Annotated in this window: 24 protein-coding genes; 9 read left to right on the top strand and 15 right to left on the bottom strand. The window is 64.2% G+C overall.

The genetic code is table 11. From position 1 onward, the window contains the following. The first annotated feature begins 122 nt into the window (after positions 1 to 122). Together L0B83_RS02065 and L0B83_RS02060 are read left to right on the top strand one after the other, a co-directional pair. Positions 123 to 770, top strand: a complete 648-nt coding sequence (locus L0B83_RS02065) for a polysaccharide deacetylase family protein (protein WP_234756487.1) — start codon at positions 123 to 125, stop codon at positions 768 to 770. Between the two features lie 78 nt (positions 771 to 848). Next, entirely contained in the window at positions 849 to 2,003 is a 1,155-nt protein-coding gene (locus tag L0B83_RS02060; protein ID WP_234756485.1) for a hypothetical protein, read from the top strand. A gap of 92 nt (positions 2,004 to 2,095) precedes the next feature. On the opposite strand, the gene L0B83_RS02055 is transcribed toward L0B83_RS02060, so the two are convergent. The 3 genes from L0B83_RS02055 to L0B83_RS02045 form a co-directional block, all read right to left on the bottom strand. Then, positions 2,096 to 2,338 carry an NfeD C-terminal domain-containing protein gene (locus L0B83_RS02055; RefSeq protein WP_234756483.1) on the bottom strand — a complete coding sequence of 81 codons (243 nt, stop codon included), beginning with the start codon at positions 2,336 to 2,338 and terminating at the stop codon, positions 2,096 to 2,098. A gap of 8 nt (positions 2,339 to 2,346) precedes the next feature. Next, positions 2,347 to 3,783: a flotillin family protein gene (locus tag L0B83_RS02050; protein WP_234756481.1), complete on the bottom strand. Its 1,437-nt coding sequence runs from the start codon at positions 3,781 to 3,783 to the stop codon at positions 2,347 to 2,349. A 288-nt stretch (positions 3,784 to 4,071) separates the two neighbouring features. Beyond that, on the bottom strand, positions 4,072 to 4,536 hold the full coding sequence (locus L0B83_RS02045) for a DUF4383 domain-containing protein (protein WP_234756479.1): 465 nt from the start codon (positions 4,534 to 4,536) through the stop codon (positions 4,072 to 4,074). A gap of 349 nt (positions 4,537 to 4,885) precedes the next feature. On the opposite strand from L0B83_RS02045, the gene L0B83_RS02040 reads away from it, so the two are divergent. Further along, positions 4,886 to 6,217, top strand: a complete 1,332-nt coding sequence (locus tag L0B83_RS02040; protein WP_234756477.1) for a cell division protein PerM — start codon at positions 4,886 to 4,888, stop codon at positions 6,215 to 6,217. A 30-nt stretch (positions 6,218 to 6,247) separates the two neighbouring features. On the opposite strand, the gene L0B83_RS02035 is transcribed toward L0B83_RS02040, so the two are convergent. After that, positions 6,248 to 6,664, bottom strand: a complete 417-nt coding sequence (locus L0B83_RS02035; protein ID WP_234756475.1) for a hypothetical protein — start codon at positions 6,662 to 6,664, stop codon at positions 6,248 to 6,250. 38 nt (positions 6,665 to 6,702) lie between these two features. Here L0B83_RS02035 and purN point away from each other — a divergent pair, with 38 nt between their 5' ends. Continuing rightward, positions 6,703 to 7,275 carry a phosphoribosylglycinamide formyltransferase gene (gene purN / locus L0B83_RS02030; RefSeq protein WP_234756473.1) on the top strand — a complete coding sequence of 191 codons (573 nt, stop codon included), beginning with the start codon at positions 6,703 to 6,705 and terminating at the stop codon, positions 7,273 to 7,275. Between the two features lie 146 nt (positions 7,276 to 7,421). Here purN and L0B83_RS02025 read toward each other — a convergent pair whose 3' ends face one another. The 3 genes from L0B83_RS02025 to L0B83_RS02015 are packed head-to-tail and all read right to left on the bottom strand — an operon-like array spanning position 7,422 to position 10,691. Continuing rightward, positions 7,422 to 8,774 carry an MFS transporter gene (locus tag L0B83_RS02025; RefSeq protein WP_234756471.1) on the bottom strand — a complete coding sequence of 451 codons (1,353 nt, stop codon included), beginning with the start codon at positions 8,772 to 8,774 and terminating at the stop codon, positions 7,422 to 7,424. 20 nt (positions 8,775 to 8,794) lie between these two features. Beyond that, positions 8,795 to 9,769, bottom strand: a complete 975-nt coding sequence (murQ, locus tag L0B83_RS02020; RefSeq protein WP_372461108.1) for an N-acetylmuramic acid 6-phosphate etherase — start codon at positions 9,767 to 9,769, stop codon at positions 8,795 to 8,797. Then, a complete protein-coding gene (locus tag L0B83_RS02015; protein WP_234756469.1) occupies positions 9,753 to 10,691 on the bottom strand; it encodes an N-acetylglucosamine kinase in 939 nt (312 codons plus the stop codon). Before L0B83_RS02015 ends, murQ begins: the two co-directional genes overlap by 17 nt. 120 nt (positions 10,692 to 10,811) lie before the next feature. Between L0B83_RS02015 and purH the strand changes: the two genes are divergently transcribed. Then, on the top strand, positions 10,812 to 12,482 hold the full coding sequence (gene purH / locus L0B83_RS02010; RefSeq protein WP_234756467.1) for a bifunctional phosphoribosylaminoimidazolecarboxamide formyltransferase/IMP cyclohydrolase: 1,671 nt from the start codon (positions 10,812 to 10,814) through the stop codon (positions 12,480 to 12,482). A 144-nt stretch (positions 12,483 to 12,626) separates the two neighbouring features. Here the strand turns inward: purH and L0B83_RS02005 are convergent, their stop codons facing one another. Next, positions 12,627 to 13,616 (bottom strand): trypsin-like serine peptidase, encoded by a 990-nt coding sequence (locus L0B83_RS02005; RefSeq protein ID WP_234756465.1) that lies wholly within the window; start codon positions 13,614 to 13,616, stop codon positions 12,627 to 12,629. Between the two features lie 209 nt (positions 13,617 to 13,825). Here L0B83_RS02005 and L0B83_RS02000 point away from each other — a divergent pair, with 209 nt between their 5' ends. After that, positions 13,826 to 16,045, top strand: a complete 2,220-nt coding sequence (locus L0B83_RS02000; RefSeq protein ID WP_234756463.1) for an NADP-dependent isocitrate dehydrogenase — start codon at positions 13,826 to 13,828, stop codon at positions 16,043 to 16,045. 78 nt (positions 16,046 to 16,123) lie between these two features. On the opposite strand, the gene L0B83_RS01995 is transcribed toward L0B83_RS02000, so the two are convergent. Genes L0B83_RS01995 through L0B83_RS01975 form a run of 5 tightly spaced genes read right to left on the bottom strand, consistent with a single transcriptional unit; the run spans position 16,124 to position 21,005 of the window. Then, positions 16,124 to 17,224, bottom strand: coding sequence for an FAD-dependent oxidoreductase (locus L0B83_RS01995; protein ID WP_234756610.1), 1,101 nt, complete (start codon positions 17,222 to 17,224; stop codon positions 16,124 to 16,126). A 43-nt stretch (positions 17,225 to 17,267) separates the two neighbouring features. After that, on the bottom strand, positions 17,268 to 18,080 hold the full coding sequence (gene phnE, locus L0B83_RS01990; RefSeq protein WP_234756461.1) for a phosphonate ABC transporter, permease protein PhnE: 813 nt from the start codon (positions 18,078 to 18,080) through the stop codon (positions 17,268 to 17,270). Beyond that, positions 18,077 to 18,841: a phosphonate ABC transporter ATP-binding protein gene (locus L0B83_RS01985; protein WP_234756459.1), complete on the bottom strand. Its 765-nt coding sequence runs from the start codon at positions 18,839 to 18,841 to the stop codon at positions 18,077 to 18,079. The genes phnE and L0B83_RS01985 overlap by 4 nt, the downstream gene beginning before the upstream one ends. Continuing rightward, entirely contained in the window at positions 18,841 to 19,776 is a 936-nt protein-coding gene (locus tag L0B83_RS01980) for a phosphate/phosphite/phosphonate ABC transporter substrate-binding protein (RefSeq protein WP_234756457.1), read from the bottom strand. Before L0B83_RS01980 ends, L0B83_RS01985 begins: the two co-directional genes overlap by 1 nt. Before the next feature lie 29 nt (positions 19,777 to 19,805). Next, the gene (locus L0B83_RS01975) at positions 19,806 to 21,005 is read right to left on the bottom strand and encodes a TIGR03364 family FAD-dependent oxidoreductase (RefSeq protein WP_234756455.1); all 1,200 of its coding nucleotides are present in this window, start codon (positions 21,003 to 21,005) and stop codon (positions 19,806 to 19,808) included. Positions 21,006 to 21,168: 163 nt separating this feature from the next. Here L0B83_RS01975 and L0B83_RS01970 point away from each other — a divergent pair, with 163 nt between their 5' ends. The 3 genes from L0B83_RS01970 to L0B83_RS01960 all read left to right on the top strand — a co-directional run bounded on the left by L0B83_RS01970 (position 21,169) and on the right by L0B83_RS01960 (position 23,135). Next, on the top strand, positions 21,169 to 21,924 hold the full coding sequence (locus tag L0B83_RS01970) for a GntR family transcriptional regulator (protein ID WP_234756453.1): 756 nt from the start codon (positions 21,169 to 21,171) through the stop codon (positions 21,922 to 21,924). 13 nt (positions 21,925 to 21,937) lie between these two features. Continuing rightward, positions 21,938 to 22,627, top strand: coding sequence for a phosphonatase-like hydrolase (locus tag L0B83_RS01965; protein WP_234756450.1), 690 nt, complete (start codon positions 21,938 to 21,940; stop codon positions 22,625 to 22,627). 61 nt (positions 22,628 to 22,688) lie between these two features. Continuing rightward, on the top strand, positions 22,689 to 23,135 hold the full coding sequence (locus tag L0B83_RS01960) for a DoxX family protein (RefSeq protein WP_234756448.1): 447 nt from the start codon (positions 22,689 to 22,691) through the stop codon (positions 23,133 to 23,135). A 6-nt stretch (positions 23,136 to 23,141) separates the two neighbouring features. Here the strand turns inward: L0B83_RS01960 and L0B83_RS01955 are convergent, their stop codons facing one another. Both L0B83_RS01955 and L0B83_RS01950 read right to left on the bottom strand, forming a co-directional pair. Further along, complete coding sequence (locus L0B83_RS01955; RefSeq protein WP_234756608.1) at positions 23,142 to 23,639, bottom strand: uracil-DNA glycosylase family protein; 498 nt, start codon at positions 23,637 to 23,639, stop codon at positions 23,142 to 23,144. 922 nt (positions 23,640 to 24,561) lie between these two features. Continuing rightward, on the bottom strand, positions 24,562 to 25,971 hold the full coding sequence (locus L0B83_RS01950; RefSeq protein ID WP_234756446.1) for a DUF3100 domain-containing protein: 1,410 nt from the start codon (positions 25,969 to 25,971) through the stop codon (positions 24,562 to 24,564). Positions 25,972 to 25,977: the final 6 nt, after the last annotated feature.

Genomic DNA, 25,977 nt, shown 5'->3' with positions numbered 1-25,977 from the left:
GAAAAAGACGGGTAGAAGTCACTCTTATCCGCCGTCGGCGGCCCGATCTATCGTGACCACGGCAGATCCCCCGCGATGCCGCATGTCCGGCCAGGCCGCCTCCTAGAATCGAGCCAGACGCTATGAGAGTCTTCAGTCGTACCAATCCGGTTGACCCGTACCGGACGTTCACCGGGACGATCCCCGGTAAGTGGTTTACCTGGTTTTCCGCCGTCGTGGTGATGCTTGCTTTCGCCGGCTTCACCGCACCTGCAGCCCAAGCTGCCAATCCCACCGTTGTGACCCTGACCTTTGACGATGCGAATGCCGATCAGCTCAACGCCGCGCAGACCATGCAGAGCCTTGGCCTGGTAGGTACGTTCTTCACACCCTCCGGATTCATCAACAACCCCAATTACCTGACGACAAGCGACATGCAGGGCCTCGTTGCGAACGGCAACGAGATTGCCGGCCACACCGTCACCCACCCTGACCTGACCACCGTGACGTCGGATGAGGCAACCCGCCAGATTTGCAACGACAGGGTGAACCTCACAAACCTTGGATTCACGATCACCGACTTCGCTTATCCCTTCGCTGCCGAGAACGCATCCCTCGAAACCATCGTCAAGAACTGCGGCTTCAACAGTGCCCGCAACCTTGGTGACATCCAGTCGCGGTTCGGCTGCGCCGGCTGCCCGCTGGCGGAGACCATCCCTCCCGCCAACCCGTACAACACAGCGGCCCTGGATGAAGTGGATAGCACCTGGACGCTGGCGGACCTCCAATAGGCGGTTACCCAGGCCGAGCCCGCAGGCGGATGGGTCCAGCTCACGTTCCACCACATTTCAGCTACGAGCACGGACCCGTTGAACATCACCCCGACCCTGTTCAACCAGTTCGCCACGTGGCTCAAGTCCAGGCCCGCAACCACCACGGTCAAGACCGTGGCACAAGTGATCGGCGGAACGGTCAAGCCCCTCGTCCAGGGACCGCCGGCACCACCGGAGGGTACCGGCAACCTGATCAAGAACCCGAGTCTTGAAACCTTGGTCAACGGGGCTCCGCAGTGTTGGGCCGCAGCAGGCTACGGCACCAACACGGCAGCCTTCTCCACGGTCAGGCCGGGACACACAGGAAAGGTCGCCGAACAGCTCGTGGTCACCAACTACGTCGACGGCGATGCGAAGCTGTTGCCCACCCTTGACCTGGGCGGGTGCTCACCCACGGCGACGCCTGGGAACTCCTACTCCATCGGTGCTTGGTACAAATCGACCACCAGCACCCAGTTCGAGCTCTACTACCGCATCGGCATAGGTTCCTGGAAGTACTGGACATCAAGTCCTTGGTTCTCCGCGGCCTCGACCTTCCAAAAGGCAACGTGGACAACGCCTCCACTGCCCAGCGGCGCGAGCGGCATCAGCTTCGGGCTGAACCTGTTCAGCAACGGCACACTCACCACGGACGACTATGAGATGTTCGACGTCGGCACCCCGCCACCGCCTCCGCCGCCACCACCGGCCGGCGGCAACCTGGTACAGAATCCCAGCCTTGAAACGGCCGGTACGGGCTCTTTCCCGCAGTGTTGGCAAGCCGGCGGTTACGGCACCAACACCGCCACGTTCAGCACGGTATCAACCGCGCACACCGGTACCAAGGCGGAGAAGCTCACGGTCACTGGCTACGTCAGTGGTGACGCGAAGCTGCTTCCGACACTGGATAACAGCACGTGTCCCCCTGCGGCTGTCGCAGGACACACATACTCGCTAAGGGCTTGGTACACCTCCACGGCAGTCACGCAGTTCGTGGTCTACTACCGCGATGCCTCTGGAAACTGGGTGTACTGGACCTCCGGGCCGTGGTTGCCGGCCGCAAGCACCTACACGCAGGCAAGCTTTACGACGGCGGCAGTCCCGGCCGGGGCCACCGCGCTCAGTTTCGGGTTGAACTTGTTCAGCAACGGAACACTCACCACTGACGACTACGCGATGTACGACAGTGTTGGGGCTCCGCCGCTGGGCTGATGGATCCACGGGCTGAGCAATCTATCTGAGACAACCCGGCTGAGGGCGGCTGACCGGCCGCCCTCAGCTCTGTCTGCTTCTTTACCGCGCCTTTATCCCGCCGGCTTCAGGACGTCCGGCAACTCGTCGACAAACACCGTTCCCGGCGGCTCGTAGTAGATCACCAGCACTTGGTCACCCACATTGAAAACACTCCTCTTGTCGAAGGGATGTGCGTGGAAGGCGCTTGTCCCTCCGAGGAACGGCAGCATCACTTCCCCGACAGTGTCTGGCCCGATACGGCCCGTGACCCTGCCGATCTTGCCCGTCAGGCTCCGATCAACCTCTTTGTGCATCGGTAGCCTTAGGCATCCGGGGCTTTGGTGGGCCGCTTGGGCGGTTCCTTGCCGTTCTTGAGCGCCGCCGTGATCGATGGCAGGTAGTTGCCCACTTGGGACAGGATCCCGCCCACCATGCTGTTGAGGCCGTCGCCACCGTTGAGGACCGTCATTTGCCCCACGTGGCCAAAGGGCTCGGCCGCGGCGGCCACAATCGCAGGCATGTTCTCGGCAAGCTGCTGGGAGATGACTGCCTCCTGGTTGGTTCCGAGTGCCTCAGCGCGGGCCTTGATGCCGTCCGCTTCCGCCAAGGACTTCGCCTTGATGGCCGAGGCCGCAGCGTCGCCGCGGGCCCGGGTGGCGGCCGCTTCGGCTTCACCGGTGATCTTTGTGGCTCCGGCAATGGCGGCGGCCGCCGTGGCGTTGGCCTGGGCTTCGACTTCCACCTTGCGGGCGTTGGCCTGGGCTTCGAGTTCCGTCCGCCGTGCCCGCGCCTCGGACGCACTGATATCGGCGGCCTTCTGGGCTTCCGCCTCGGTGCGCTGGGCATACGCCTTTGCATCGGCGGGCTTCCGGATGGACGTCTGGAGCTTTTGCTCTTCACGGTCCGCCTCGAGCTTGGCCACCTCGGTTTCCTGGACCACCACTTGCTGCCGCGCCGTGGCGTCGGCCAACGGACCTGCCTGGGCGGCGTTGGCCCTCGCGGTTTCGGCATTGGCCTGGGCCGCCGATTGCCTGATCGCCGAAATGCTCTGGGCGTCCGCGATCTGGGCGGCTGCCTCGGCCTCCTTCTCGGCGGCCTCGCGGTTCCTGGTGGCTTCGGCGATCCGGGCCTCCATTTTGACCTGCGCAATGTGCGGCTTGGCCAGGTTTTGAATGTAGCCCGTGGGGTCCTGCAGGTCCTTGATTTGGAGGGAATCGACCACCAAGCCAAGCTTTTCCATTTCGATGCCGCTCGCGCTGCGAACCAACGAAGCGAGTTTGTCGCGCTCGCGGATGATTTCTTCCATGGTCATGCTGCCAATGATCGAGCGCAAATGCCCCTCAAAAACGTTGTAGACCTGGCTTTCCATTTTGGGCTGCTGGCCCAGAAAGCGCCTCGCGGCGTTGGCAATGAAAGGAGGCGCGTCACCGATTTTGTAGATAACCACGCCCTCCACAATCACCTGGATACCTTGTGAGGTCACGCAGTTGACCTGGAGTTCTGTTTCATTGAGCGTGAGGGACAAAGCCCTCACGGTTTGAAGCCCCGGAACCACCAGGGCGCCCTTTCCAGTGACGATTTTGAAATCCATTCCGTCCTTGGTGTCCAGGCTTCCCCGGGTCAGGCCGGAAATGATCAATGCCTCGTTTGGCTCAGCCACCTTCCACATCAATTTGATGAGGAGCCTAATGACGGCGAATGCGACAACTACTCCCAATACGGTGATAAAAATAGGGAGATAAGCAACGAGGTCGAACATGACTGTCCTTTCAACGGCAAGCACCCAAGCGGCTCGTGTAGTCAGTCTGATGCGGTCCGCTCCAAGAGTCCAGCAATTTGTTTAACTGGGTGACGCGACGCGGCCGGTGCCGGTGGCACCCAAGTGGAGATGACGGCGTCGGGCACAAAGAAGGTTGGCACAGCTCCCGGCTTCTTCACCGCAGGAACTGCACCAACCGCTTGTATGGCTATTCAGAATTAGCTGTAGATCGTACCCATCGGCGGCTCCTTTAATCCAGGTATAGCTCAATCCGGGTCAGTGAATGGGCTACCCCGCGTCGTCAGCCAGGTGCCGTGAAAACATCCAGCCGGCGGCGATCATCAGGATGCCCAAGACCATGAACGTCCAGTTGTCGAGCGTGTTCAGCGATAGGAAGTTGGCCGCCGAATCAACGCCGACGCTCAGTCCGTACACACTGAACAGGATGTACAACGCGCCGAAGCCCATCAGGCTGTTGCGTGCGCCGTGGCCGCCCGAGCGGGACATCGCCCAGCCGGTGCCGCCGACGAGGAGCTGCACAATGTTGAGCACCAGCGACACTTGGAACACGCCCAAGAGCATTGCGTGCGAATTTGGCCCGAAGAACTGCAGTTCCCCGTACCGCGTGGTGATGCCCGGAATGAATCCGAGGAGGCCCACCAGCGCGATCAGAATACCTACACCCATGCCGATGTTCTGGAGATCCGTCCGTCCAAAGTGAACACCATGTGCATGTGGGCTTGCGGTAGTCATCGATGACCTCCATCCACTTATTGCGAACAATCCAATTTTACGTCTGCCCCGTGCAAAAAGCGCCCGGAGCAGCGGCCTGCCCCGGCTCCCGACCCGGCTCCCGACGCCCGGTCACATCTCCCGGGTTTTTCCCCGACGCCCGGTCACATCTCCGGGTTTTTCCCCGACGCCCGGTCACTTATGACGGGTTTCCTCCCGACGCCTGCTCACATGAACGACGACGGCGTCGCGGCAGATGCGCGCGGACGTTTGGGTTTTGGGGGTGATACGTGAGTGGGCGTTGGGGGATTGGCGGGCGTTCCGGGCGCCTGCCGGGGGAGCGAGGCACGCCGTGGCACGATAGAACACGATGAAACTGCGCGCTGATCAGACCGGTAACCGTGGCCTGCCTATGCCTTTGTGGCTGCAGGGCGCCCTCGAGTCGGCCCAGGCGGCCATCATCTCGGCGCTCGTGGTGGTCCTGCCGCTGATCGGTGTCTGGGCAACAGACGGCTTCCAGAACCACTCCATCGATTTCCTGGCGCGCTTGGCTGGCCAAACCTGGCTCCTGGTCCATGGCGTGCCGCTGCAGCTTGCCACTGTGAACATGGGTACCGCCGGTTTACCGGGTTCCGGGATGTTGTCCCTTATTCCGCTCGGACTGACTCTGGTCCCCTTCCTCTTGGCTTGGCGTGCGGGCCGCCGGCTGGCTAGGGCCTCCTACACCGACCAGCTGTGGCAGGCCTTCTTCGGAGCGTTGCTTGTCTATGGGGCGTTCGGTGCGGCCACCGGCTTCGTCTGCAGGACGCAGGACATTTCCATCAACATCTGGTTCGCGGCACTGCTTCCGCTTGTCCCGTTCGGTCTCGGCATGGTGGTGGGCGCCCGTCGTGAGTCCGGCTCTTGGAGCAGGCTCATTGGCGTCGACGCCGTCGATTGGCTCGCGCGCACAAGCCAACATTCCCGTTGGGCCGGTTCCTACTTCGGCTCCGCTATCAAGGCCGGATTCGTGGCAATCATGGCGGCAGTGACACTCGCAGCCACGCTGCTCGCCGTCGACATTGTCATGCACTGGACGGACATCATCGCCGTCTACGAAGGCCTCAAAGCCGGCGCCCTCGGCGGGGGCGTCCTGACCATCGCCCAGCTCGGCTACCTCCCCAATCTGGCGGTTTTCGCTTTGGCTTGGTCCTCTGGCGCAGGGTTCTCCCTCGGGGTCGGCTCACATGTCGGGCCGCTGGGCACCGCCGTCGGGCCGCTGCCCGCGATTCCTGTCTTCGGAGCACTGCCCACCGGGCAACTCGACTTCGGTGCCGCGGCTCTCGTCCTGCCGGTGAGCGCCGGGGTGCTGGCCGGCTGGTGGTTCCTGCGTGCGGGGGAGAACCACTTCGACGAATGGCTCTCCATCAAGATCAAGGCGCGGTGGTTCACGGCTCCGGTGTCCACGCTGGTCCTCGCCGCGCTCATCGGGACCGTCGCCGGGGCCCTGGCCGGGGGTCTCGCCTGGCTGGCGCGTGGTTCCGCTGGGATCGGGCGCCTGACCGAGATCGGCCCCGACCCGCTGCGGACGGCAACGTGGATCGCCGCGGAGGTGGGGATCGGCGTCGTGATCGGTTATTGGGTGGGGCCCTGGCTCGAGAGGCGGCAGAAGCTCCGCGAAGCGGATCTCGACGATTCCGTGTACGACGGCGACCGCCGCTAAGGTGCCCGCCTCACCTTGATCGCGTCCCGGCTAGCGCAATCCGGAGGGAATCGAGTTCTGGAAATCGACCTGGCATAAGTCTCTGGCGTGGACCGTCAGCGCGCCTCGTACGCAGTTCTCCAGGGTGGTGATCTGTTGGAAGAACACGACGGCGGTGAGCACCAGCAGGCACATGATGGCCGTGACCAATAGGCCGGAAATCGTGCCGAACAGAATGATGCGCGGCTGCTTGAACCGGAGGGTTCGCACGAGGACCACTACCCCAAGAACTCCCGCGATGGCCGTGAGGATGCCACTGAGCCAGACGTAACTAACGTTCAGGATGTAGACGAAGATGGCGCCAAGAACGGTCAGCAGGAATGTCCTGAACAGCGTGTGGGTGAGGGCAAGCGCTGATTTAGCAGCCTGACTCTGTGGCTGCGGGGTGGGTCTGACGCCGGAATTCATGTTTTCCAGCCTACGCGAGCCCACCATAAGCTAGAGCAATGCGCATTGTTGTCCTCGTCTCCGGCACCGGTTCCAACCTTCAAGCAGTAATCGACGCCGTGAAGGCGGGCGAGCTGGACGTTGAGATCGCAGCCGTGGGCGCGGACCGGCCCGGCACCTACGGCGTGGAACGCTCCGCCCAAGCCGGACTGGACACCTTCGTGGTGGACTTCAAGGACTACGCGGACCGGGCGGATTGGAACGCCGCGCTCACCAAGGCCGTTGCATCGTACGATCCTGACGTGGTGGTCTCCTCCGGGTTCATGAGGATCGTCAGCCCGGAGTTCATCGATGCCTTCAACGGCAAGTACCTCAACACGCACCCGGCACTGTTGCCCGCGTTCCCCGGCGCCCACGGGGTCCGCGATGCCATGGCGTACGGCGTGAAAGTGACTGGCTGCACCGTTCACTGGGCCGACGCCGGCGTGGACACCGGGCCTATCATCGCGCAGGAAGCCGTCGACATCGCCCCGGACGACACCGAGGACACCCTGCACGAACGCATCAAGGTCGTGGAGCGCAGGCTCCTCGTCCGGACACTCGCCGAGCTCGCGGCGGGGAAGCACGCCTGAATCCCACGCACCCCTAGGGACATGCCCACTCTTGACCGCCATTGATGGACATGTCCAGAGCCCTCCGCGGGACATGCGCGCCGTTGGCCGCGAAGGATGGACATATTGCTGATATGTCCACTCTTGGTCGTGGGCAGGGGGCATGCTCAGTCGAGGTCGAGCTGCTTGGTCTCCGGGGCAAACAACGCCATCCACAGCACAGCCACCACGATCAGCCCGCCAGCCAAGGCGAACGACGTGGCCAGGCCAAGCTCGGGCCAGAAGTACGAGGCGAAGACGAGCGGACCGATCCCCGCACCCACCCGGGAGAACGTGGAGGCCCACCCGAAGCCGGAGCCCCGGAGCTCGGTGGGGTAGAGCTCGGAAACATAGGTGTAGAGCACCGGAATGGCCACCTGGATAAGGAAGCCGTACGCGAGGAGCCAGAACACGGCCGCGTCAGGGATGTCCACTACTAATGACACGATCACAAGTGTCAACGCGGACAGCGGTCCGGTGATGGCCAGGATCCATTTGCGGCCCACCTGCTCCACCAGCACCGCCGCGACCACGACGCCCAGGAGCCCGACGCCGGCCATCCCGGCTGTCGTCACGAAGGCCTTGTACTCCTCGAACCCGGCGCCGATCAGGATCCGCGGCATCCACGTCAAGCTCAAGTAGTAGACCAGAAGGATGCTGAAAAACAGGGCCCAGGCCGCCGTCGTGATCTTCCAGTTGAACTGCCAGATGCGTCGCAACTGCTGCCAGGCGCTGCCGGCGGAGAGGCGGGGCGCGCCTTCCGGGGCGGGCAGGCTGTAGGCGCGCGGCTCAGCCCCTGTGGCCAGGACAAGACTGTCGATCACGTCGGCGGCCTCCTGGCGGCGGCCCTTGCGGATGAGGAAGAGCGGGGATTCGGGCACGCTCCGCCTGACCCAGAACACCAGCAAGGCAGGCAACACCATGACGAGCATCGTCAGCCGCCAGTCTGCGAAGGCAGCGACCAGTCCGGCCGAAAGGAATCCACACAAGGCAGCACCTACGGGCCACCAACCGTCCATGGCCGTAAGCACCTTGCCGCGCTGCTTCCGTGGAGTGAATTCACCGACCAGCGCGTAGTCCACCGGAATGCAGCCGCCCAGCCCGAAACCGGCCACGAACCGGAATACGCAGAACCAAACGATGTCCGGGGCAAACGCACCGAGCACCGTGAAGAGGGAGAAGACCAGCAGAGTAGCGGTGAATGCCCGCTTCCGGCCGATCGTGTCCGCGATGGTGCCCCAGACGAAAGCACCCAAGGCCATACCGACCAGATTGGCGGTGCCTATCCATCCGGCGTCGGCGGGCTGGAGGGACCAGTGCTTTGAAAGCAACGGTATGAGGATGCCGTTGAGGGTCACATCCCAGGCATCGAACATGAAGCCGAGGCCGCCGATCAGGAAGATCCTGCCCTGGACCTTCCACCTCCACGGCAGTTCCTGGACAACCTGTTCGCCGCTGGGCACGGTTGTGTAAGTATTCATTTTCCCCTCCTGGGGAAACTCTATCCGTGCTTCTCGATCGCCTTTCGCAGGAACCCACCGGCCTCATCCAAAGCGCTCTTTGCCTGCCCCGGATCGATCCCCGTCAGGATGACAAGGATGGCCGCCTTGACCGATCCGCCGACGGAATCCAGAGCACGGATCGCCGTCTCCGCGTCCACGCCCGTGGCGTGTTGGATAGTCCGTTGGGACCGTGCGAGAAGTTTGTTGTTGGTTGCCCGCAGATCGACCATCAGGTTTCCGTAGGTCTTCCCGAGCTTGACCATGGTGAGCGTGCTGATCATGTTGAGGACAAGTTTTTGAGCAGTGCCGGCCTTCAGTCGCGTGGAACCGGCAACGAATTCCGGACCGACCACGACGTCGATTGCGACATCCGCCAGTTTGCTGATCGGTGAGTCGTGGTTGCAGGCGAGCGACGCTGTGAACGCCCCGCGGCTGCGGGCCTCCTCAAGGGCGCCGATCACGTAAGGGGTGCGGCCTGAGGCAGAGATTCCGACGACGGCGTCGGCCTCGGTCACGCTGATGTCGTGCAGGTCCCGGGCCCCGGCGGTGGCGTTGTCCTCGGCGTATTCCACCGGTTTCTGGATGGCCTGGGTGCCGCCCGCGATGATCCCGACGACGAGACCCGGGGGAGTGCCGAAGGTGGGCGGGCATTCGCTCGCGTCCAAGATTCCGAGCCGCCCTGCCGTTCCGGCGCCGACGTAGAGCAGCCTGCCGCCGCGGGAAAGGCGCTCCGTAACGGCGTCCACCACTGCGGCGATCTCTTCGCTGGCTTGCTCGACGGCGGCCGGAACGCCTCGGTTCTGCTCGTTCATGGCAGCGACCAGCTCGGCCGTGCCCATGGTGTCCAAGTCCTTGAGGGCGGGCGACGCCGCTTCGGTTTGCAGGCCCTCGAGCTCGGAACGGAGTTTCTCCAGCGGGTCGCCCCCTATGGAACCGGATGAAGCAGGGGAAGAGGCGTCAGGCTGTTCCGTCACGGTGAATGTACCTTTCCTGGAGGAGCCCGCGGCGGTGCGCTGCGAGGGCGGCCCCGTCCATGCCGTCGCCGAGTGCCGCAACCACCTCAATCCCAGCCGAAGCGAGGGCGTTGTGCAAGAGCCCGCTGAAGAACTCCGATGTCACGACGCCGCCGAGCAACGCCACCTGCTTCGTGTCGCCGGCGGCGAGGGCCACCGTGTTCACGAGAAGCCTGCACGCTTCGTCCACAATCCCGCGGGCGACGGCGTCTCCCGCCGCCGCTTCAGTCAGGACCACGGGGGCGAAACGGGCCATAGTCCGGGCCGGGTTGTCGGAGGCGGCGAGCCACGCCGGGAGCTGCGCGGGCGAGCCGGCCAGTGCGGCCGCCGCGCCAAGCAACGACGTGGCCGTCCCACCGTCGTGCGCTTGCAGTGCGGCCACAAGGCCCTGCTGGCCGATCCAGCGGCCGCTTCCGCGATCGCCCAAAAGTGGTCCCCACCCGTCGGCACGATGGAGGGTTCCGGCGTCGTCGAAGCGGAAGGCGACCGCGCCTGTGCCGACAATAAGCACCGTCCCGGTTGCGCCGCCCAGGGCGCCGAGTTGGGCGGCGGTAGCGTCCGAAAGAACGGCGGCCGGAACCTTGAAGCGCTCCGAAAGCAGGACGGCGAGTTCGTGCGAGTTGGCCGCGGAGGCCTCGACCCCGGCGACGGCGGCGCCGATTCCCCGCAACGGACCTTCCGGGAATGCTGCCGGAAGCCCCCGCGGCAGCATGGCGGCGGTGTCAGCGAGCAACTCGAAGGCGTGCCCTGCGCCGTTGTCCATGCCCAGGCCGGGGAAGCCATGCTGGTCCGCCGAGCCCAACACGTCATCGCCCCGCCGGAGTTCAACCCGGCACCGGCTCTTGCCGATGTCGGCGACCAGAATCACATCCTCGGAATCCATGGCCCAACCATATGCCGTGGGCGACCCCACGTCTCAAAAAACGAAGGGGAGCCACAACGCGATAAACTCGTGCGTATCCCCAGCAACCGCGCAATCCCGCGATATAAGACGGAGACTTTTGTGAGCTTGACGCAGCTTGACCGTGTTCCCATCCGCCGTGCACTGATCTCGGTTTACGACAAGACGGGGCTGGAGGAGCTCGCGAGGGGCCTGCATGCAGCAGGAGTCGCCATTGTCTCCACCGGTTCCACCGCGAAGAAGATCGCCGCAGCCGGCATTCCGGTCAAGGAAGTCGAAGAAGTCACCGGTTCCCCGGAGATGCTCGATGGCCGGGTCAAGACCCTGCACCCGCGGGTGCACGGCGGCATCCTCGCGGACCGCCGCGTTCCTGCCCACATGGAGACGCTGGCCAAGATGGAGATCGAGCCCTTCGACCTCGTGGTGGTCAATCTCTACCCCTTCGTGGAGACCGTCCGCTCCGGCGCCGCGCAGGACGACGTCGTCGAGCAGATCGACATCGGAGGCCCCGCGATGGTGCGCTCGGCCGCGAAGAACCATGCCGCCGTCGCGATCGTGGTCGACCCTTCGTTCTATGGTCAGGTGGTCGAAGCGGCCGCTGCCGGTGGTTTTGACCTGAAGACCCGCCGTCGCCTCGCGGCCAAGGCTTTCGCGCACACAGCAAGCTACGACACCGCGGTTGCTATCTGGACTGCCAGCCAGTTCCTCGATGAAGACGGCGACGGCGTCATCGACTGGCCCGCCTATGCCGGCCTGGCCCTGGAACGCTCCGAGGTGCTTCGCTACGGCGAGAACCCGCACCAGCAGGCCGCACTTTATGTGGACAAGGCCGCGCCGGCGGGCATCGCCCAGGCCGACCAGCTGCACGGCAAGGCCATGAGCTATAACAACTTCGTCGACGCCGATGCCGCGCTCCGTGCCGCGTTCGATTTCTCCGAGCCGGCCGTCGCCATCATCAAACACGCGAACCCATGCGGTGTGGCCGTCGGTTCGGCCGATGCCGCCGACCCCATCGCCGACGCCCACGCGAAGGCCCACGCTTGCGATCCGGTGTCCGCTTTCGGCGGCGTCATCGCGGCCAACAGCATTGTCACCGCGGGTATGGCACAAACCGTGGCCGGGATCTTCACCGAGGTTGTCATTGCCCCGGGCTTCGAGCCGGAAGCCGTTGAAATCCTGTCCAAGAAGAAGAACATCCGCCTGCTGGCACTCCCGGACGGCTACGGCCGCTACCCGACCGAGATCCGCCAGGTCTCCGGCGGCGTCCTGGTCCAGGAAGCCGACAAGGTGGACGCCGACGGCGACAACCCGGCCAACTGGACCCTCGCCGCGGGCGAAGCTGCAGATGATGCCACGCTGGCCGACCTCGCCTTCGCGTGGACCGCTTGCCGCGCCGCCAAGTCCAACGCGATCCTGCTCGCCAACAACGGTGCCGCAGTTGGCATCGGCATGGGGCAGGTCAACCGCCTGGACTCGTGCAAACTGGCGGTTGAGCGCGCCAACACCTTGGGCGTTCAGGTGGAGTCCGACGTCGAAGGTGCCGGCGGCGCGTCAAACACCTCCGCCACCAGCGCGCCCGAGCGTGCCCGTGGTGCCGTGGCCGCTTCCGACGCGTTCTTCCCGTTCGCCGATGGCCTCCAGATTCTGATCGACGCCGGTGTCCGCGCGGTTGTCCAGCCTGGTGGTTCAGTGCGCGATGAGGAAGTCATTGCCGCAGCCAACGCCGCCGGCATCACGATGTACTTCACCGGGGCAAGGCACTTCTTCCACTAGGTCCACCCGCTCCAGCAAAAAATGGACATGTCCTCCCTGCCCGGGAGGACATGTCCATTTTTGATGGTCAGGACTGGGCATCTTCGCAATATGTCCAGTCCTCGGCACGAACAGGGGGCATGTCCCTGGGGGGTGCCGGAAGACCTAGGACGTGGACGCCAGCTCGTACGCATCCCGGATGACGGAGCCCCAATAAGGCCCGTAGATCACAGCCGGGCCGCCGGGGTAGCCGTAGCTGGTGATGGAGTTTTGGTACGAATCCCAGCCGGAATCCTCCATCCAGGGTCCGCCCGATGATCCACCGGTCATATCGCAGGGAATGCCCTGCGCCTTGAACTGTGGATTGATGGGGTCATCGGTGGCATCACCGGAGCAGCTCTTAAGCGATTGCCCGTCGAACGGCGGCGCGGCAGGGTAGCCGAAGGCCTTGTAGCTGAGCCCCCGGTCCTGGTTGAATTCCACGCCGGACGCGCCAACGACGTCGGCCAAGTGCTTGCCGTTCACTGTGGCAGTAACCGCGAAGCCCGTGTCGTAGCGGATGTCGCCCGCGGTGCGCCACTGGGGCGTGGTGTAGAGGGCTTTGGCAGGCCAGATGCCGTAAGGAGCCTTGCCGTTGAGATAGGCCGGAACGAACACGAAGTTCTTGACAAAGGCTCCTGGCCCCTCGTTGACGCAGTGGCCCGCGGTGGCCACGGTGCTGTCGTTGTCCGATACGACGACGTTGCCGGAGCAGACGTAGGCGAAGGCGCCCATGGTGAAGAAGACCTTGCCGACGTGGTCAATCGGGTCTTCGTCCTGGTGCAGGCTCGTGCTGTTGCTCTTGGCGCTGGCGATCTTCACCGGCGGGCCGGTTTCGACCGTACCGCTGGCAGTGCCGGAGGTGCCCCCTCGTGCGAGGGCTTTGCCGGCAAGGACATCGCCGGGGATGGCCGCTTGCATTCTTTCGGGAGTCCAGAACCCCGTGGGGTCGGTGGTGGTTGTCGCCAGGCTGACGAGCTGCTGCGTCCCAGGCGCTGCGAAGCTCGAAACCGCAGTAGGTGTTGCGGCTGCCGCCCCTCCAGCGGCACAGACGGTCAAAACGGCGGAGGTAATGAGGCTCAGGAGACCAGTGATGGGGAGTGGTTTCTTTGTCATGATTGTCCTGCCAATCGTTTGGCGGCCACGTGTCGTCGGCCACAGTTTGACGCAATGAACCTACTCCGATTTGGCGCGGAGGTACATAAGGTTCGGCCCCGTATGACGGTGCAAAGCCCGCTTGAGGCCTTCCCGGTACGCGCCAATCCTGCCCCCTCAGGTAAGTTAGAGATGTTGAAATCTGCAGACTTCAGGGAGATGCCCCGCCAATGGCAAAGATTATCTATACCCACACTGACGAAGCGCCGATGCTGGCGACATACTCGTTCCTGCCGATTGTGGAAGCTTTCGCCTCAACGGCCGGCGTGGAGGTCGAGACCCGCGACATTTCGTTGGCTGGCCGAATCATCGCCGTCTTCGGTGACTACCTGACTGAAGAGCAGCGGACCAGTGACGCACTGGCCGAACTGGGTGAACTGGCAAAGAAGCCCGAAGCGAACATCATCAAGCTCCCCAACATCAGCGCCTCGGTCCCGCAGCTGAAGGCGGCCATTGCCGAACTGCAGGGTCAGGGCTACGCGCTTCCGGATTACCCGGACAACCCCTCCTCCGACGAAGAGACGGACATCCGCTCGCGTTACGACAAGATCAAGGGCTCGGCCGTCAACCCGGTCCTGCGTGAAGGAAACTCGGACCGCCGCGCACCGCTGTCGGTGAAGAACTACGCCCGGCAGAACCCGCATTCCATGGGTCCTTGGAGCGCCGACTCCAAGACCAACGTTGCGCACATGACGGCGAACGATTTCCGCTCCAACGAGCAGTCCGTGGTCATTCCCGCCGACGACACGATCAAGATCCAGATCGTCCGCGAAGATGGCACGGTCAAGGTCCTCAAGCCGGCCTTCCCCGTCCTCGCCGGTGAAGTAGTGGACGGCACCGTGATGCGTGCCGAGGCCCTGGACGAATTCCTGGCTGCCCAGGTGGTCCGCGCGAAGGAAGAAGGCGTGCTGTTCTCGGCACACCTGAAGGCAACCATGATGAAGGTTTCCGACCCCATCATCTTCGGCCACGTCGTCAAGGCGTACTTCTCCGAGCTGTTCGACACCTACGGTAAGCAGCTCGCTGCTGCAGGCCTGAGCCCGAACAACGGCCTCGCTTCCATCCTCAACGGCCTCGATGAACTCCCGGAGGACGTCCGCGAAGGCATCAAGGCGGCCATCAAGAAGGGCCTGGAGGACGGCCCGGCGATTGCCATGGTCGATTCGGACAAGGGCATCACCAACCTCCACGTTCCCAGCGACATCATTGTTGACGCTTCCATGCCGGCTATGATCCGTAACTCCGGCCACATGTGGGGCCCGGATGGCAAAGAGGCCGATACCCTCGCCGTCATCCCGGACAGCTGCTACGCGGATGTGTACCAAGTGGTCATCGATGACTGCCGGGCCCACGGCGCCTTCGATCCCACCACCATGGGCACCGTTCCCAACGTCGGCCTGATGGCGCAAGCGGCTGAGGAATACGGCAGCCACAACAAGACCTTCGAGGTTGAGTACGCCGGGACCATGCAGGTTGTGGATTCTTCGGGAACAGTGTTGATCGAGCACCAGGTTTCCCCGGGCGACATCTGGCGCGCCTGCCAGACCAAGGACGTGCCGATCCGTGACTGGGTCAAGCTGGCCGTCACCCGTGCGCGCGCCTCCAAGATGCCGGCTGTCTTCTGGCTCGACGAAACCCGTGCCCACGACGCCCAGTTGATCGCCAAGGTCAAGGAATACCTGAAGGACCACGACACCGAGGGCCTGCAGATCGAGATCATGTCCCCGGAGAAGGCCACCGCGTTTACGCTGGAGCGGATCCGCAAGGGCGAAGACACCATCTCGGTGACCGGAAACGTGTTGCGTGACTACCTCACCGACCTGTTCCCGATCCTCGAGCTTGGAACCAGTGCCAAGATGCTCTCCGTGGTTCCGCTGATCAATGGCGGCGGTCTTTTCGAGACCGGTGCCGGCGGCTCGGCTCCGAAGCACGTTCAGCAGCTCCTGCAGGAAAACCACCTGCGCTGGGACAGCCTGGGCGAATTCCTCGCCCTGGCCGTCAGCTTCGAGCACCTCGCCACCACCACCGGCAACGCCCGGGCACAGGTCCTTGCCGACACGCTCGACCGCGCCACCGGCACGTTCCTGCTCGACAACAAGTCCCCGAAGCGCAGGGTGGGCGAAATCGACAACCGGGGCAGCCACTACTACCTCGCGAAGTACTGGGCGCAGGAACTGGCCAAGCAGAACGACGACGCCGAGCTTGCCGCCGCGTTCTCCTCCGTCGCCGAGGCCCTGACGTCCAACGAGGACACCATCACTGCTGAGCTGCTCGGAGTCCAGGGTTCACCTGTGGACATCGGCGGTTACTACCGTCCCGACGCCGCGAAGGCGGAGGCCGTGATGCGTCCTTCCGCAAAGCTCAACGAGGTTGTTTCCACGCTGAAGTAGCTTCGCACCCAGCTAACTGGCTCGTAGTTGTTGTCGTTTTGAGAGGTCATAACGACAACAACTGCGAGCCAGCTGCATTTAAGCGGGGCGAAAGCGGCGCGGCGCGTCGATCCCATCGACCAGATCGGCAAGTACGCGGCCGATAGCCGGGGTGAACTTGAATCCGTGCCCGGAGAACCCGGCTCCGACCACAAGGGGTCCAAAACGGTCGAGCACGAAGTCTTCGTTGGCCGTGCTGGTGTAGGTGCAGCTGATGGGAACCGCCGATTCGGCGTCGACTCCGGGCAGCCATTCGCGGGCGTAGCGGCGAAGGGCCTCCAGTTGAACCGGCTCGGGTTCAAACGTGCGGGCATCAGGATCGGTGACCGGACCTGCGCCATGCCACCCCGCCTTGACCCCTTCGCCCGGCGTGAGCATCCCATAGACGGGGCTGTACCAATAGTCGTCGCGGGGATCGCCGGGGTCCGGGGCATGGTTGAAGCTCGGCCAGAGCTGCGAACCGTCGGTGGGTGTGAAGTGGGCTGGCTGCTCCTGGGTGACCACTAACCGGGGGAGTGGCACGTGCGCACCGAGGAGCTTGCTGGTCCAAGCGCCCACCGTGACGACTACCCGGCGCGCCGTGATGTCCACAGAATCGGTCACGACGACGGCGCGATCGTCGCCGAGGACGCGGATGTCCCGGACAGGGGTGGAATAGGTGAATCGTGCACCATGCGCCTCGGCCGATGCGCGCAGCGCCCTCAGGGCGTCGGCCGCCCGGACCCGGCCCGCTTCCGGCACGAAGAGAACATCGCTGCGGAACACCATGCCCGCCCAACGCCCTGACGCCTCCTTGGCGGAGATGAAGTAGCTTTCGATGCCCCGCTCCGCATGCGCTGCGCGAACTTCCCGAAGGCGGCCAACATTTCCGTGGTTGGCCAGCCCCACAAGATCCAACAATCGCGTTTCGGTCTCCTCTGCGAGCCCGTCCCAGAGTTTCCTGGCTTCGCTGACCAGGGCCAGGTAGTCGTCTTCCGCGTAGGCCGTGTTGAAGTTGCGCGTCGCGCCATGGGACGCGCCCATGTGGTGCCCTTCCTCGAACTGTTCCAGGAGGACCACCGATCGTCCTCGGAGTGCGAGTTGCCACGCGGCAGCCGATCCCATTGCGCCTCCGCCGACTACGACGACGTCAACATCCATCCTGGATTCACCCATCCTGTCCTTCCGCACCAACCCTGAATGGCTAGGCTGCCAGCTTACGGCGGACCCAGGCGGAGAACTGGTCCACCACGATGATCAGGATCAGCACAATGATGATGTGGGTCAGCATTGCGTCGAAGCGGAACGACTTGATGGACTGGTTGATCAGCAGCCCGATGCCGCCAGCTCCCACCAGTCCCAGGACCAGTGATGAACGCACGTTCACGTCGAAGCGGTAGAGCAGCAGGCCGATGAACTGGGGCACCACCATGGGCAGCGTGGCGTTGGCAACCTGCTGGATCCGATTGGCGCCGGCAGTGCGCAGCGCCTCCTGCGGACCGGCGTCGCTCTCTTCCATGGACTCGGCCCATAGCTTGCCCATCACGCCCGTGTTGTGGCAGATCAAGGCCAGCACGCCGGCAAACGGGCCGAGGCCCACCGCGGTGACGAAGATCAGCGCGAAGACAATGTCCGGCACGGCACGGAAGAAGGACAGAACCGCGCGGGCCCCTTGGTAGACGAGCCGGTGCGGAGCCGTGCTCCTCGACGCCAGTACCGCGAGAAGAAGGGCGGACGGAACAGAGAACGTCGTTCCGAGGAGCCCGATCCAGAGCGTCACGAGGGTTGCCTCAAGCCCGGGCCGGACGGTCTTGTCCCAGCTGAGGTCGGGTGGAAACGCGTCGGCCACGAATGCGGCCATGCCTTTCCAGCCGTCCACCAAAAGTCCGGGCTGGAACCCGGTCCCTTGGATGGCCAGCGCGTGGAGGACGACGACGGCGGCGACGGCCACCGCCGTCGCGATCCACCGCAGGGGCTGCTTCGGGCGGATGGGAAATGTACGGGTTTGAACGCTCACGCCGCCGCCACACGGTCCGGAGCGTAGAGGGCATCGAGCCGGGCAGCGTCGACCTCGGACGACGGCAGGTCGAAGGCCAAGGTGCCGTGGAGCAAACCGATGCAGCGGTCTGCGTGCCGCAGGGCGAGATCAGGCTGGTGCAGCACAGCCGCGACGGCCAGATTTTCGACGTGTGCGAGGTCTCGCAGGAGGGCCATGACCTGTTCCGCGGCATGCGGATCCAAGGCGGAGACGGGCTCGTCGGCCAGAACGATGTCGGCCCGCTGACACAGCGCCCGGGCAACGGCCACGCGTTGCTGTTGGCCGCCGGACAGCCGTCCAACCCGGTCGAAGGCCCGGTCCGCGAGGCCCACCCGGTCCAGGCATTCGAGGGCCTCCTGCTGCACGGCGCGGGGAAAGAACACCGGCGAGAGGGAGCGGCCGGTGGGAATCCGGGCCAGCGCACCGGCGCAGACGTTGTCCAAGGCTGTGCGGCGCGGCACCAGGTGGATCTTCTGGAAGATCATGGCAGTCCGTTGCCGTGCGTCCTGCTGTTGGCGCCACGGCAAGGTTCCCACGTCGTCGCCGCCTATCGCGATGATCCCGGCGTCGGGCTGTTCGATCCCCATGACGCACCGCAGGGTGGTGGACTTGCCCGAGCCGTTGGCGCCGAGGAACGCAATGAGTTCCCCGGCGCTGACATCGAAGTCCACGCCCTTGAGGACCGGGTGGTTTCCGAACGATTTCCGGAGGCCCCGTACAGAGAGCAACGGGGAATCCATTACAGGTTCTTCTCCGTCAGGTTCATGGTCTTGGCCAAGTCGAAGAGCGGCTGGTAGTTCTCCTTGGTGACGTCGATCATCGGACCGGGAGGAGTCACGTCAAGGAACGCGCCAACCTTTGCCACGTCGGCGGGGTCCAGGTTGAGGAACGCGTCCTTGACGGCCTTCTTGAAGGCGGGGTCAGCGTCGGGCCGGACGGTGATGGGGTCATTGGGGATGGGATCCGAGGCCCAGATACGACGGAAATCTTCTTGCTTGAAGGTTCCCGCGGCGGTGGCGGTCGCGAGGGTCTGGGTGTTGATTTCCGCGGCGTCAACCTTGCCGTTCTTCAGTGCAAGAAGGGCTTCGGGGTGTCCACCTGTGTAGTCCATCTTGAGGTCGGAATCGGCGATTCCTACGCCGCGAAGTCCGAAACGGGGGAGGACGTCCCCGGACGTGGAACCAACGCTGCCAAGGGCAAGGGACTTGCCCTTGAGGTCGTCGATCTCCTTGATGGGGCTGTCCTTTGCCACCCAGATTCCTGCGGAGTAGCTGCTCAGCTTCTTTTCCGCCGTGGCAAAGGAGACAAGTGGTTCGGCGCCTGCCTTCTGGTTGGCGAAAACAAAGCCGAGGGGCCCAAATTCACCCAAGTCCAGTTTGCCGTTGCGCATTGCCAGGACTTCGGCGGAGTAGTCCTCCACCACCTGAACCTTGACAGGGCAGTTGAGCTTCTTTGAGAGTGCGGCGGCGAGGACTTCGTAGGCGGGAGTGAGTTTTGCCGGGTCTTCATATGGTTCGACACCGAACTTGATCTCGCCCCCGGGGCACGTCGCATTGCTGGCGGCGTTTGCGCTTCCACCCGGGGTCCCGGCGGAGTTGGCGGCGCCTCCGCAGGCGGAGAGGGCGAGTGCCGCAGCGATGGCAAGCGCGGAGGACGTGAAGAGTTTCGTTTTCATGGGGTTCCTTTTACGAAGGGAAGGTTGGGTCAGTAAAGCGGGGAGATGTTGCGGTCTGCGAGTCCGAAGGACAGCGTCATTCCGACGCCGGACGTCACTGAGACGACCGTGACGCCGGGTTGGGTTTCGCGGACCAGGATGGGGGCCACGGAGCTGGAGGCATAGATTCCCTGCCACCGTTCGATGACGTCCAAGGGTGTGCCGATGGCGGACTCGATGTCCTTGTTCAAAATGGTGGTCACGGTTTCATCCATGAACGGTGCCGCCGTGCGGTGGTAGTGGTGCGAGTCCCCGAGGATCAGCGTCCCGTCCGGGCGTTGCGTGAACATCACGTTCGCTCCGATCCGCATGAGGTCGGGACGGTCCCGCTCCACTTCTTCCCGCAGCGCCGCAGCGGCGGGCATGTCCGTGAAGGCCGGATAGCGGAGCATTGAGGTCGCGGTGAGGACCGCCGGTCCGATCGTCAGGCCGGGAGGCTGGGCGGCGCGGGACATTTGCAGGGCACAGCGTTCGATCCGGTGCTCCGCGGCAAGTGAAGGAAAAAGATAGTCCACGTCGTGCCCCACGCAGACGAACACTTGCTTGCCTTGGAAATCACCACGGGAGGTGTGGACCGTTGGCCCGCCGGGAGTGCCTCCGAAGCCGAGCGCGGCGGTGTTCCAATGGATCTTCACGCCGGGCTGGTGGGCGAGCCAGTCGGCGAGCTTGGCGACGGTCGTCCGGGGGTCGACGCGCAGGTCGTCCCGGAGGAAGGCTCCCCCCATCAAGCCGGGCCAGGAAGCCGAGGCCGCATCGCCGTCGTCGGGCGCGGCGCCCGAACTGAGCCGGGACCGCACGCCGTCGGGGGAGAGCAGTTCCACTTGGCCCTCTTCGCGGGCCGCGGACAGCTCCTGAAGCACAGCCATTTCGGCCTGGGTCCGGGCGAGTACCACGGCACCGGACTCGGCAGCCCAGAAGCCGGCAAGCGCTGCGAACTCGAGCCAGTATTTACGGGAGGTTTGTGCCAGTTCGTAGAGCTCGCCGGATTGGGCCGTGACGCAGCAGTGGCCGAAGTTCCTGACGGACGCGCCCACGGCATGGTGGTCGCGCTCGAGGATCGTCACGCTCAGGCCGTTGGCTACGGCGTGTGCGGCGTGTGCAAGCCCGACAATGCCGGCGCCCACGATCACAACATCGGAGCTTGAATCCGTGGCGATCGGACCGTCGGGCGGGGGAGGTTTGATGTTCACGGAATTGACTTTGACCTGCGTGGAAGAAGGAATCAAGCCAGATCGGCACTTGTATATACAAGTTTACGAAGACTTTACTTCTTGCCTCGATGGTTCACGCATTGTTTACCTTCCAGCCCAGAATTGCGAGGCATTCTCCGGAATCAACTTGTATTATCAAGTGGTGAGTATTCAGCAGAACGCACCACTCCATGTCCGCCTTAGCGAGGAGTTCATGCGCCGCATCACGGACGGCACCTGGCCGCCGGGCTCGCAATTGCCGAGCGAGGCTGCGCTGTGCAGGGAATTCGGGACGTCCCGCGGACCCATCCGCCAGGCGTTGGCGTTCCTGCGGGCGGAGGGCGCCGTCACAGGCGGCCGCGGGCGGCCCCCGATGGTGCGCTCGACTGTCCCGTCGCAATCCTTCTCGACCTTCAATTCCTTCACCGAATGGGCCATCGGCATCGGCAAGACGCCGGGGCAGCGAACGTTGGAGGTGGCGCGTCGTGAGGCGAGTGCCGAGGCGGCCGACGCGCTCGGACTGGAGCCGGGTGAGAAAGTGGTGGAGCTGCTGCGCGTCCGCTCCTTGGACGGCGTCCCTGCCATGATCGAGCGGACCAGTTTCGTCCTTGAGGTGGGCCGCTTGCTCTTCGATTTCGACACCGATTCAGGTTCCGTGTTCGCCTTCTTGAAGTCTCAAGGTGTGGACCTCTACAGTGCCCGCCACACGATTGACGCTGTGGCCGCGGACGAGGAGGACGCCGAACTGCTCGAACAAGCGGAAGGGATTCCCCTTTTGCGCGAACGCCGCGTGACCAGCTCGGCCGACGGCACCGCGATCGAATACTCGGAAGACCGGTATTTGCCGGCACTCACCAACTTCACCATCGATAACACCGCGGAACGCCGCGCCGCCTTGGTGCGCGTCCACGCCGAATAGACCCAAGGAACACATGATCAAGCTCGTCGCCTGCGACATGGCCGGAACCACCATCGACGAACACGGGGACGTCTACGTGGCGCTGGCCCGCTGCGTAGAAGAGACCGGCGCAGTCACCACTCCCGAAGGCGTCCAGGAATGGATGGGAGCCGACAAGGTGGAAGCCATCGCCGCGCTCATCGCCATGGGTGGCGGAACTGCAACGCCGGATATTGTCCGGGCAGCCTTTCTCCGCTTCAAGGAGCTACTGGCGGAGTTCTACGAAGAGAACCCGCCGGAAGCGCTCGACGGCGTTGAGGGCGCCTTCCGCGAATTGCGCAGGCGCGGCGTCAAGATTGCCCTGACCACCGGATTCTCCCGCGATGTCGCGGAGCCGCTGTTGGCCCGGCTCGGCTGGTCGCTCGTCGGCGAGGGTACAGCGCCCGACGGCGGCTTGCTTGACGCCGTCGTCTGCTCCGACGACGTGGCTGCAGGGCGTCCGGCGCCCCACATGATCCACCGCGCCATGGAACTGACGGGTGTGATTGATGTCCGCGAGGTGTTGGCCGCCGGTGACACCGCGAATGACCTGGCGGCGGCCAAGAACGCGGGAGTGACGGCGGTCGGCGTCCTGACAGGGAAGCTGGGCCTGCCGGAGCTCTCCGCGCAACCGCACGACCACATCGTGGCGGGAGTCAAGGACATTCCGGCCCTCTTGGCGTGATTCACCACGGCGCTCGGAGCGGCTGCTTTGAGCTGTGCCGCCTGCGTGGAAGATTGGACGGGTGAAATTCCTCCTTCCCTCGCAGACCTCGTCCTCGCGCGGCATCGCGTTCCTGAGGATCGTGTTCGGCGGCCTTTTACTGGTGCACGGAGTCCAGAAGCTGCTCGCGGGGCAGCCCGCATTTGAGGCGACCATCGCTGCGATGGGTGTTCAAAAGGCGGATCTGATGTCCTGGCTGGTCATCTGGGGTGAGACCGGGTTGGGCGCACTTCTGGCGCTCGGCGCCCTGACCCGGGTGGCCGGCTTCCTGGCGGCCCTCATGTACGCGGCAATCTGGTTTGTCACCGAATCGGGCAAGCCGCTGTTGAGCGACAGTCCTGGAATCAACGCTGAACTGCTCATCCTGTATATCGCGTTGGCGTTGGCGTTCGCCTTCATCGGCTCCGGTGCCGTTTCGCTGGACCGGAGACTGTTCGGCGGGAAGCCGGCCCGGAAGGGTCGGCGCTAAGGTTCTTTAGCGCCGACCGGCCTGCAGACCCGCGCGGGCCATGGCGTCCGCGTAGGAACGGCCCATTTCGATGAGCCATTCGGTCTGGCGTTCCTTGGAACCGGCGAAGGCGCGGCCGTGCAGCGAACGCGCCTTGTAAACCTTTAGGCCGCGGCGCCAGATCAGCTGGTTGTCGGTCTTCAGGAGCATCTGCGCCAAGCGGTTGGCTTCCGTGCCGTGTGCGACGATCGCCGAGGCGCGGGGAACGAGTTTGAGGAAGGCGATGAGCGGCTTGAGCCCGGCGTTGACCTGCTCAGGAGTCAGTTTTCCGTTCGCCTCGCCCGGAGTGAACCATGGGTGGGTGTTCCACGGCATCATCCATTCGGGTCGCAGGCCGAGCTGGAACTGCAGGCCCAGCAGCCGGGTGGCGGCGGCGTCGTCGCCCGCCCAGACCACGCCTCGCGGGGAGGCCTCGCTGGTGTTGGAGAACAGGGTGACAATCCTGCAGTCCTCCACCGAGTGCATCGGGTCCACGTAGGGGACCTCGAAGCCCGGGCGGAGCTTGCGGAGGAATTCCACGTGCTCGTTGACAGGGGCGATGTGCGGGGCGAAGAAGGGGCTGTCCGGGACCGCAGGAGCCGCGGCTTCTTCCGCCGGAGCGGGTTCGACGGCAGCGGGCTCGACGGCGGCACTTACGACGGCGGCCGGTTCGGCGGGACTTGCGACGGCGGCAGTCTCCGCCAAGGCCACGACCGCCGTCTTTTCGGCATCAGCAAGCGGGGCATCGGCCGCTTGAGCAGCTACCGGCACCACTTTGCGGGTGATGACCGGGCTGGCCTTGGGCTTCGACTGGGCGGCAGCCTTCTTCGGCGCGGCGACCTTTGCGGCTTCCTTCTTTACAGCAGCCTTTACAGTAGCGACCTTCGGGGCCGCTTTCTTGGCCGGTGCGGCATCAAGGTCATCGTCGTCGTCAAACAAACCATCGAAGAGCTTGTCGAGTTCGTCGTAGCCATTGCCGTAGTCGTCGTCGAGCTCGGGACCCTGCCCGAAACCTTCCTCGTACCGCGAGTCCAGTTCGCTGCGGTAATCCTCGTCGTAGTCCTCGAAATATTCCGGTTCGGCCAATGCGGTCATGAAGGCGCGGGTCTCCTCGGGTCAGGCAGGGGCCGGTTCCGGCGCATGGGGGCACGTCCGGTCAGGGCCAGTTTGTGGGGAGGCTCTCCGGGGTGCCGGTCGAGCCTTTAGATCTTAGCAAGCAACAGGTGGCCTGGCGTCCACCCACCGTTAATCTGACACGGGCGGCACCACAACTCCGGGCATGCAGGAGCCGCGATGCGTCGAACATCACCCGCATGTGGCGTGGGTTAAGACACAAGAGGGCGGGTGGAGTAGACAAACCAGTCCACTCCACCCGCCCGGTTCGGCGTCAGCTGTTCCGCATCACCACTCAGACATGGATGACGAATTGCGCGAGCGCCGCGGCTGCGATGAAACTCGCGGAGAAGGTGAGTGTTGCAACAATGACGGTGCGCCAGTTCAGGGTCTTGAGCGCGTTGACGTCGCGCCCCACGTTCATGCCGAGCAGGGCGATCGACCCCAGGCCCACGTAGAGCGCGTCAAGGTTGTGGGTGAAGGAGACGATCATGCCGCTGAAAGGAAGAATTGGCGCGGTTGCCAGGGTGGCGAGAGCAAGGACCCAAACGCTCGACGGCACGGCCGGCACGTACTTGGCGAAGACGAAGGCCAGGGCGGTCAGGAGGCCAAGGATGACCACGCCGATCACATCGTTGACGCTGGTGGACTTGGTGCCCAGGGCATTGAGGACCACGCCCATGGCGATGCTTGCCGTGAACGCGATAATCCACGTTGAGGGCTTGGTGCGCACCTCGGGGTCCTGGAGCACGGCTGAAACGTCCACTGTGGCCCGGTCCTGAGTCCGACGCAGCTTGGCGGCAACGGCGTTCCCGTCGCGGTCGAGGCGCTTGCCGTCGTCGTTACGGCGGAAGAGGCGGGACCAGAACTTGTAGAGCCGCAGGGACATCGGCAGCGAAAGGAAGGCCCCGGCATAGAAGCCCACCAGGTTCGTCACCAGGTTGGACAGTGCCGCGAGCGCCATAATCTCCGGCGCGTGTCCCGGGTAGAGGATGGACAGGGCGGCGACGCCGCCAAGCATCATGGATCCCGAGCCCAGGCCCAGGCCCAACGCGAGGGCACGCGGATCGAAGATGCCCATACCGCCGAGCAGGCCGGCCAACAGTGAGATGAAAACTGCGCCGAAGACGCTGCCCAGCAGCCACACGGAGAACACCCCGCGGTAGACCGGGGATTTCACGCCGAACCGCTGCAGTGCGTATGCCAGGTACGATTCGCGGTCTATCGCCCAGGTGGCGCCGATGGCCGTCCGGCCCATGCCCAGCGCGACGGCGACCGGCAGGGCGATGATCACCGTTCCAAAGATGTGGCCGACTTCCTGGAGCAGGATGGCCGGGCCGAGGGCGGTCAGTTTTGCGAGTGACGGACCCACCTGGGTGCCGAGCGCCGCGAGGAACATCACGATGCTGACGTTGAGCAACACCGAGGCCACGGCGCGGCTTTGGCCGGACATGGGGCGCACTTTCTGGACCCCGATGACTGCGCCAATCAACACGGCCCACAACACCGGCATGAGTACAATCGCGGTGTTGCCGAGGGGGATCTTGTGTGTTCCGGCCAGGATGGCGACGGCGCAGACGGCTGTGGACAGCAGGATCATCGATCCCCATTGCCGCGCGGTCGGAGTGAAGAGGCGGGTCCCGCCGTGATCGACATCGACCGCGGGCGTATCCACCCCCGGAGTTGTTGTGGATCGGATCTTCATTGTTGT

Origin of the sequence: Arthrobacter alkaliphilus (genome assembly GCF_021483235.1) — a bacterium.
Taxonomy (GTDB): Bacteria; Actinomycetota; Actinomycetes; order Actinomycetales; family Micrococcaceae; genus Arthrobacter; species Arthrobacter alkaliphilus.
The sequence above is the reverse complement of the archived record's forward strand: the minus strand, read 5'-3'. Positions and strand labels throughout refer to the sequence as shown.

Excerpts from the sequence above, each read along its gene's own strand:
- L0B83_RS01950 (WP_234756446.1), bottom strand. The coding sequence starts at position 25,971 with ATGAAGATCCGATCCACAACAACTCCGGGGGTGGATACGCCCGCGGTC.
- L0B83_RS02040 (WP_234756477.1), top strand. The coding sequence starts at position 4,886 with ATGAAACTGCGCGCTGATCAGACCGGTAACCGTGGCCTGCCTATGCCT.
- L0B83_RS02015 (WP_234756469.1), bottom strand. The coding sequence starts at position 10,691 with ATGGATTCCGAGGATGTGATTCTGGTCGCCGACATCGGCAAGAGCCGG.
- L0B83_RS01995 (WP_234756610.1), bottom strand. The coding sequence starts at position 17,224 with ATGGATGTTGACGTCGTCGTAGTCGGCGGAGGCGCAATGGGATCGGCT.
- L0B83_RS02050 (WP_234756481.1), bottom strand. The coding sequence starts at position 3,783 with ATGTTCGACCTCGTTGCTTATCTCCCTATTTTTATCACCGTATTGGGA.
- L0B83_RS01955 (WP_234756608.1), bottom strand. The coding sequence starts at position 23,639 with ATGCACTCGGTGGAGGACTGCAGGATTGTCACCCTGTTCTCCAACACC.
- L0B83_RS02000 (WP_234756463.1), top strand. The coding sequence starts at position 13,826 with ATGGCAAAGATTATCTATACCCACACTGACGAAGCGCCGATGCTGGCG.
- L0B83_RS02025 (WP_234756471.1), bottom strand. The coding sequence starts at position 8,774 with ATGAATACTTACACAACCGTGCCCAGCGGCGAACAGGTTGTCCAGGAA.
- L0B83_RS02005 (WP_234756465.1), bottom strand. The coding sequence starts at position 13,616 with ATGACAAAGAAACCACTCCCCATCACTGGTCTCCTGAGCCTCATTACC.
- L0B83_RS02045 (WP_234756479.1), bottom strand. The coding sequence starts at position 4,536 with ATGACTACCGCAAGCCCACATGCACATGGTGTTCACTTTGGACGGACG.
- L0B83_RS02035 (WP_234756475.1), bottom strand. The coding sequence starts at position 6,664 with ATGAATTCCGGCGTCAGACCCACCCCGCAGCCACAGAGTCAGGCTGCT.
- L0B83_RS01980 (WP_234756457.1), bottom strand. The coding sequence starts at position 19,776 with ATGAAAACGAAACTCTTCACGTCCTCCGCGCTTGCCATCGCTGCGGCA.
- L0B83_RS01985 (WP_234756459.1), bottom strand. The coding sequence starts at position 18,841 with ATGGATTCCCCGTTGCTCTCTGTACGGGGCCTCCGGAAATCGTTCGGA.
- L0B83_RS02065 (WP_234756487.1), top strand. The coding sequence starts at position 123 with ATGAGAGTCTTCAGTCGTACCAATCCGGTTGACCCGTACCGGACGTTC.
- L0B83_RS01965 (WP_234756450.1), top strand. The coding sequence starts at position 21,938 with ATGATCAAGCTCGTCGCCTGCGACATGGCCGGAACCACCATCGACGAA.
- purN (WP_234756473.1), top strand. The coding sequence starts at position 6,703 with ATGCGCATTGTTGTCCTCGTCTCCGGCACCGGTTCCAACCTTCAAGCA.
- L0B83_RS02055 (WP_234756483.1), bottom strand. The coding sequence starts at position 2,338 with ATGCACAAAGAGGTTGATCGGAGCCTGACGGGCAAGATCGGCAGGGTC.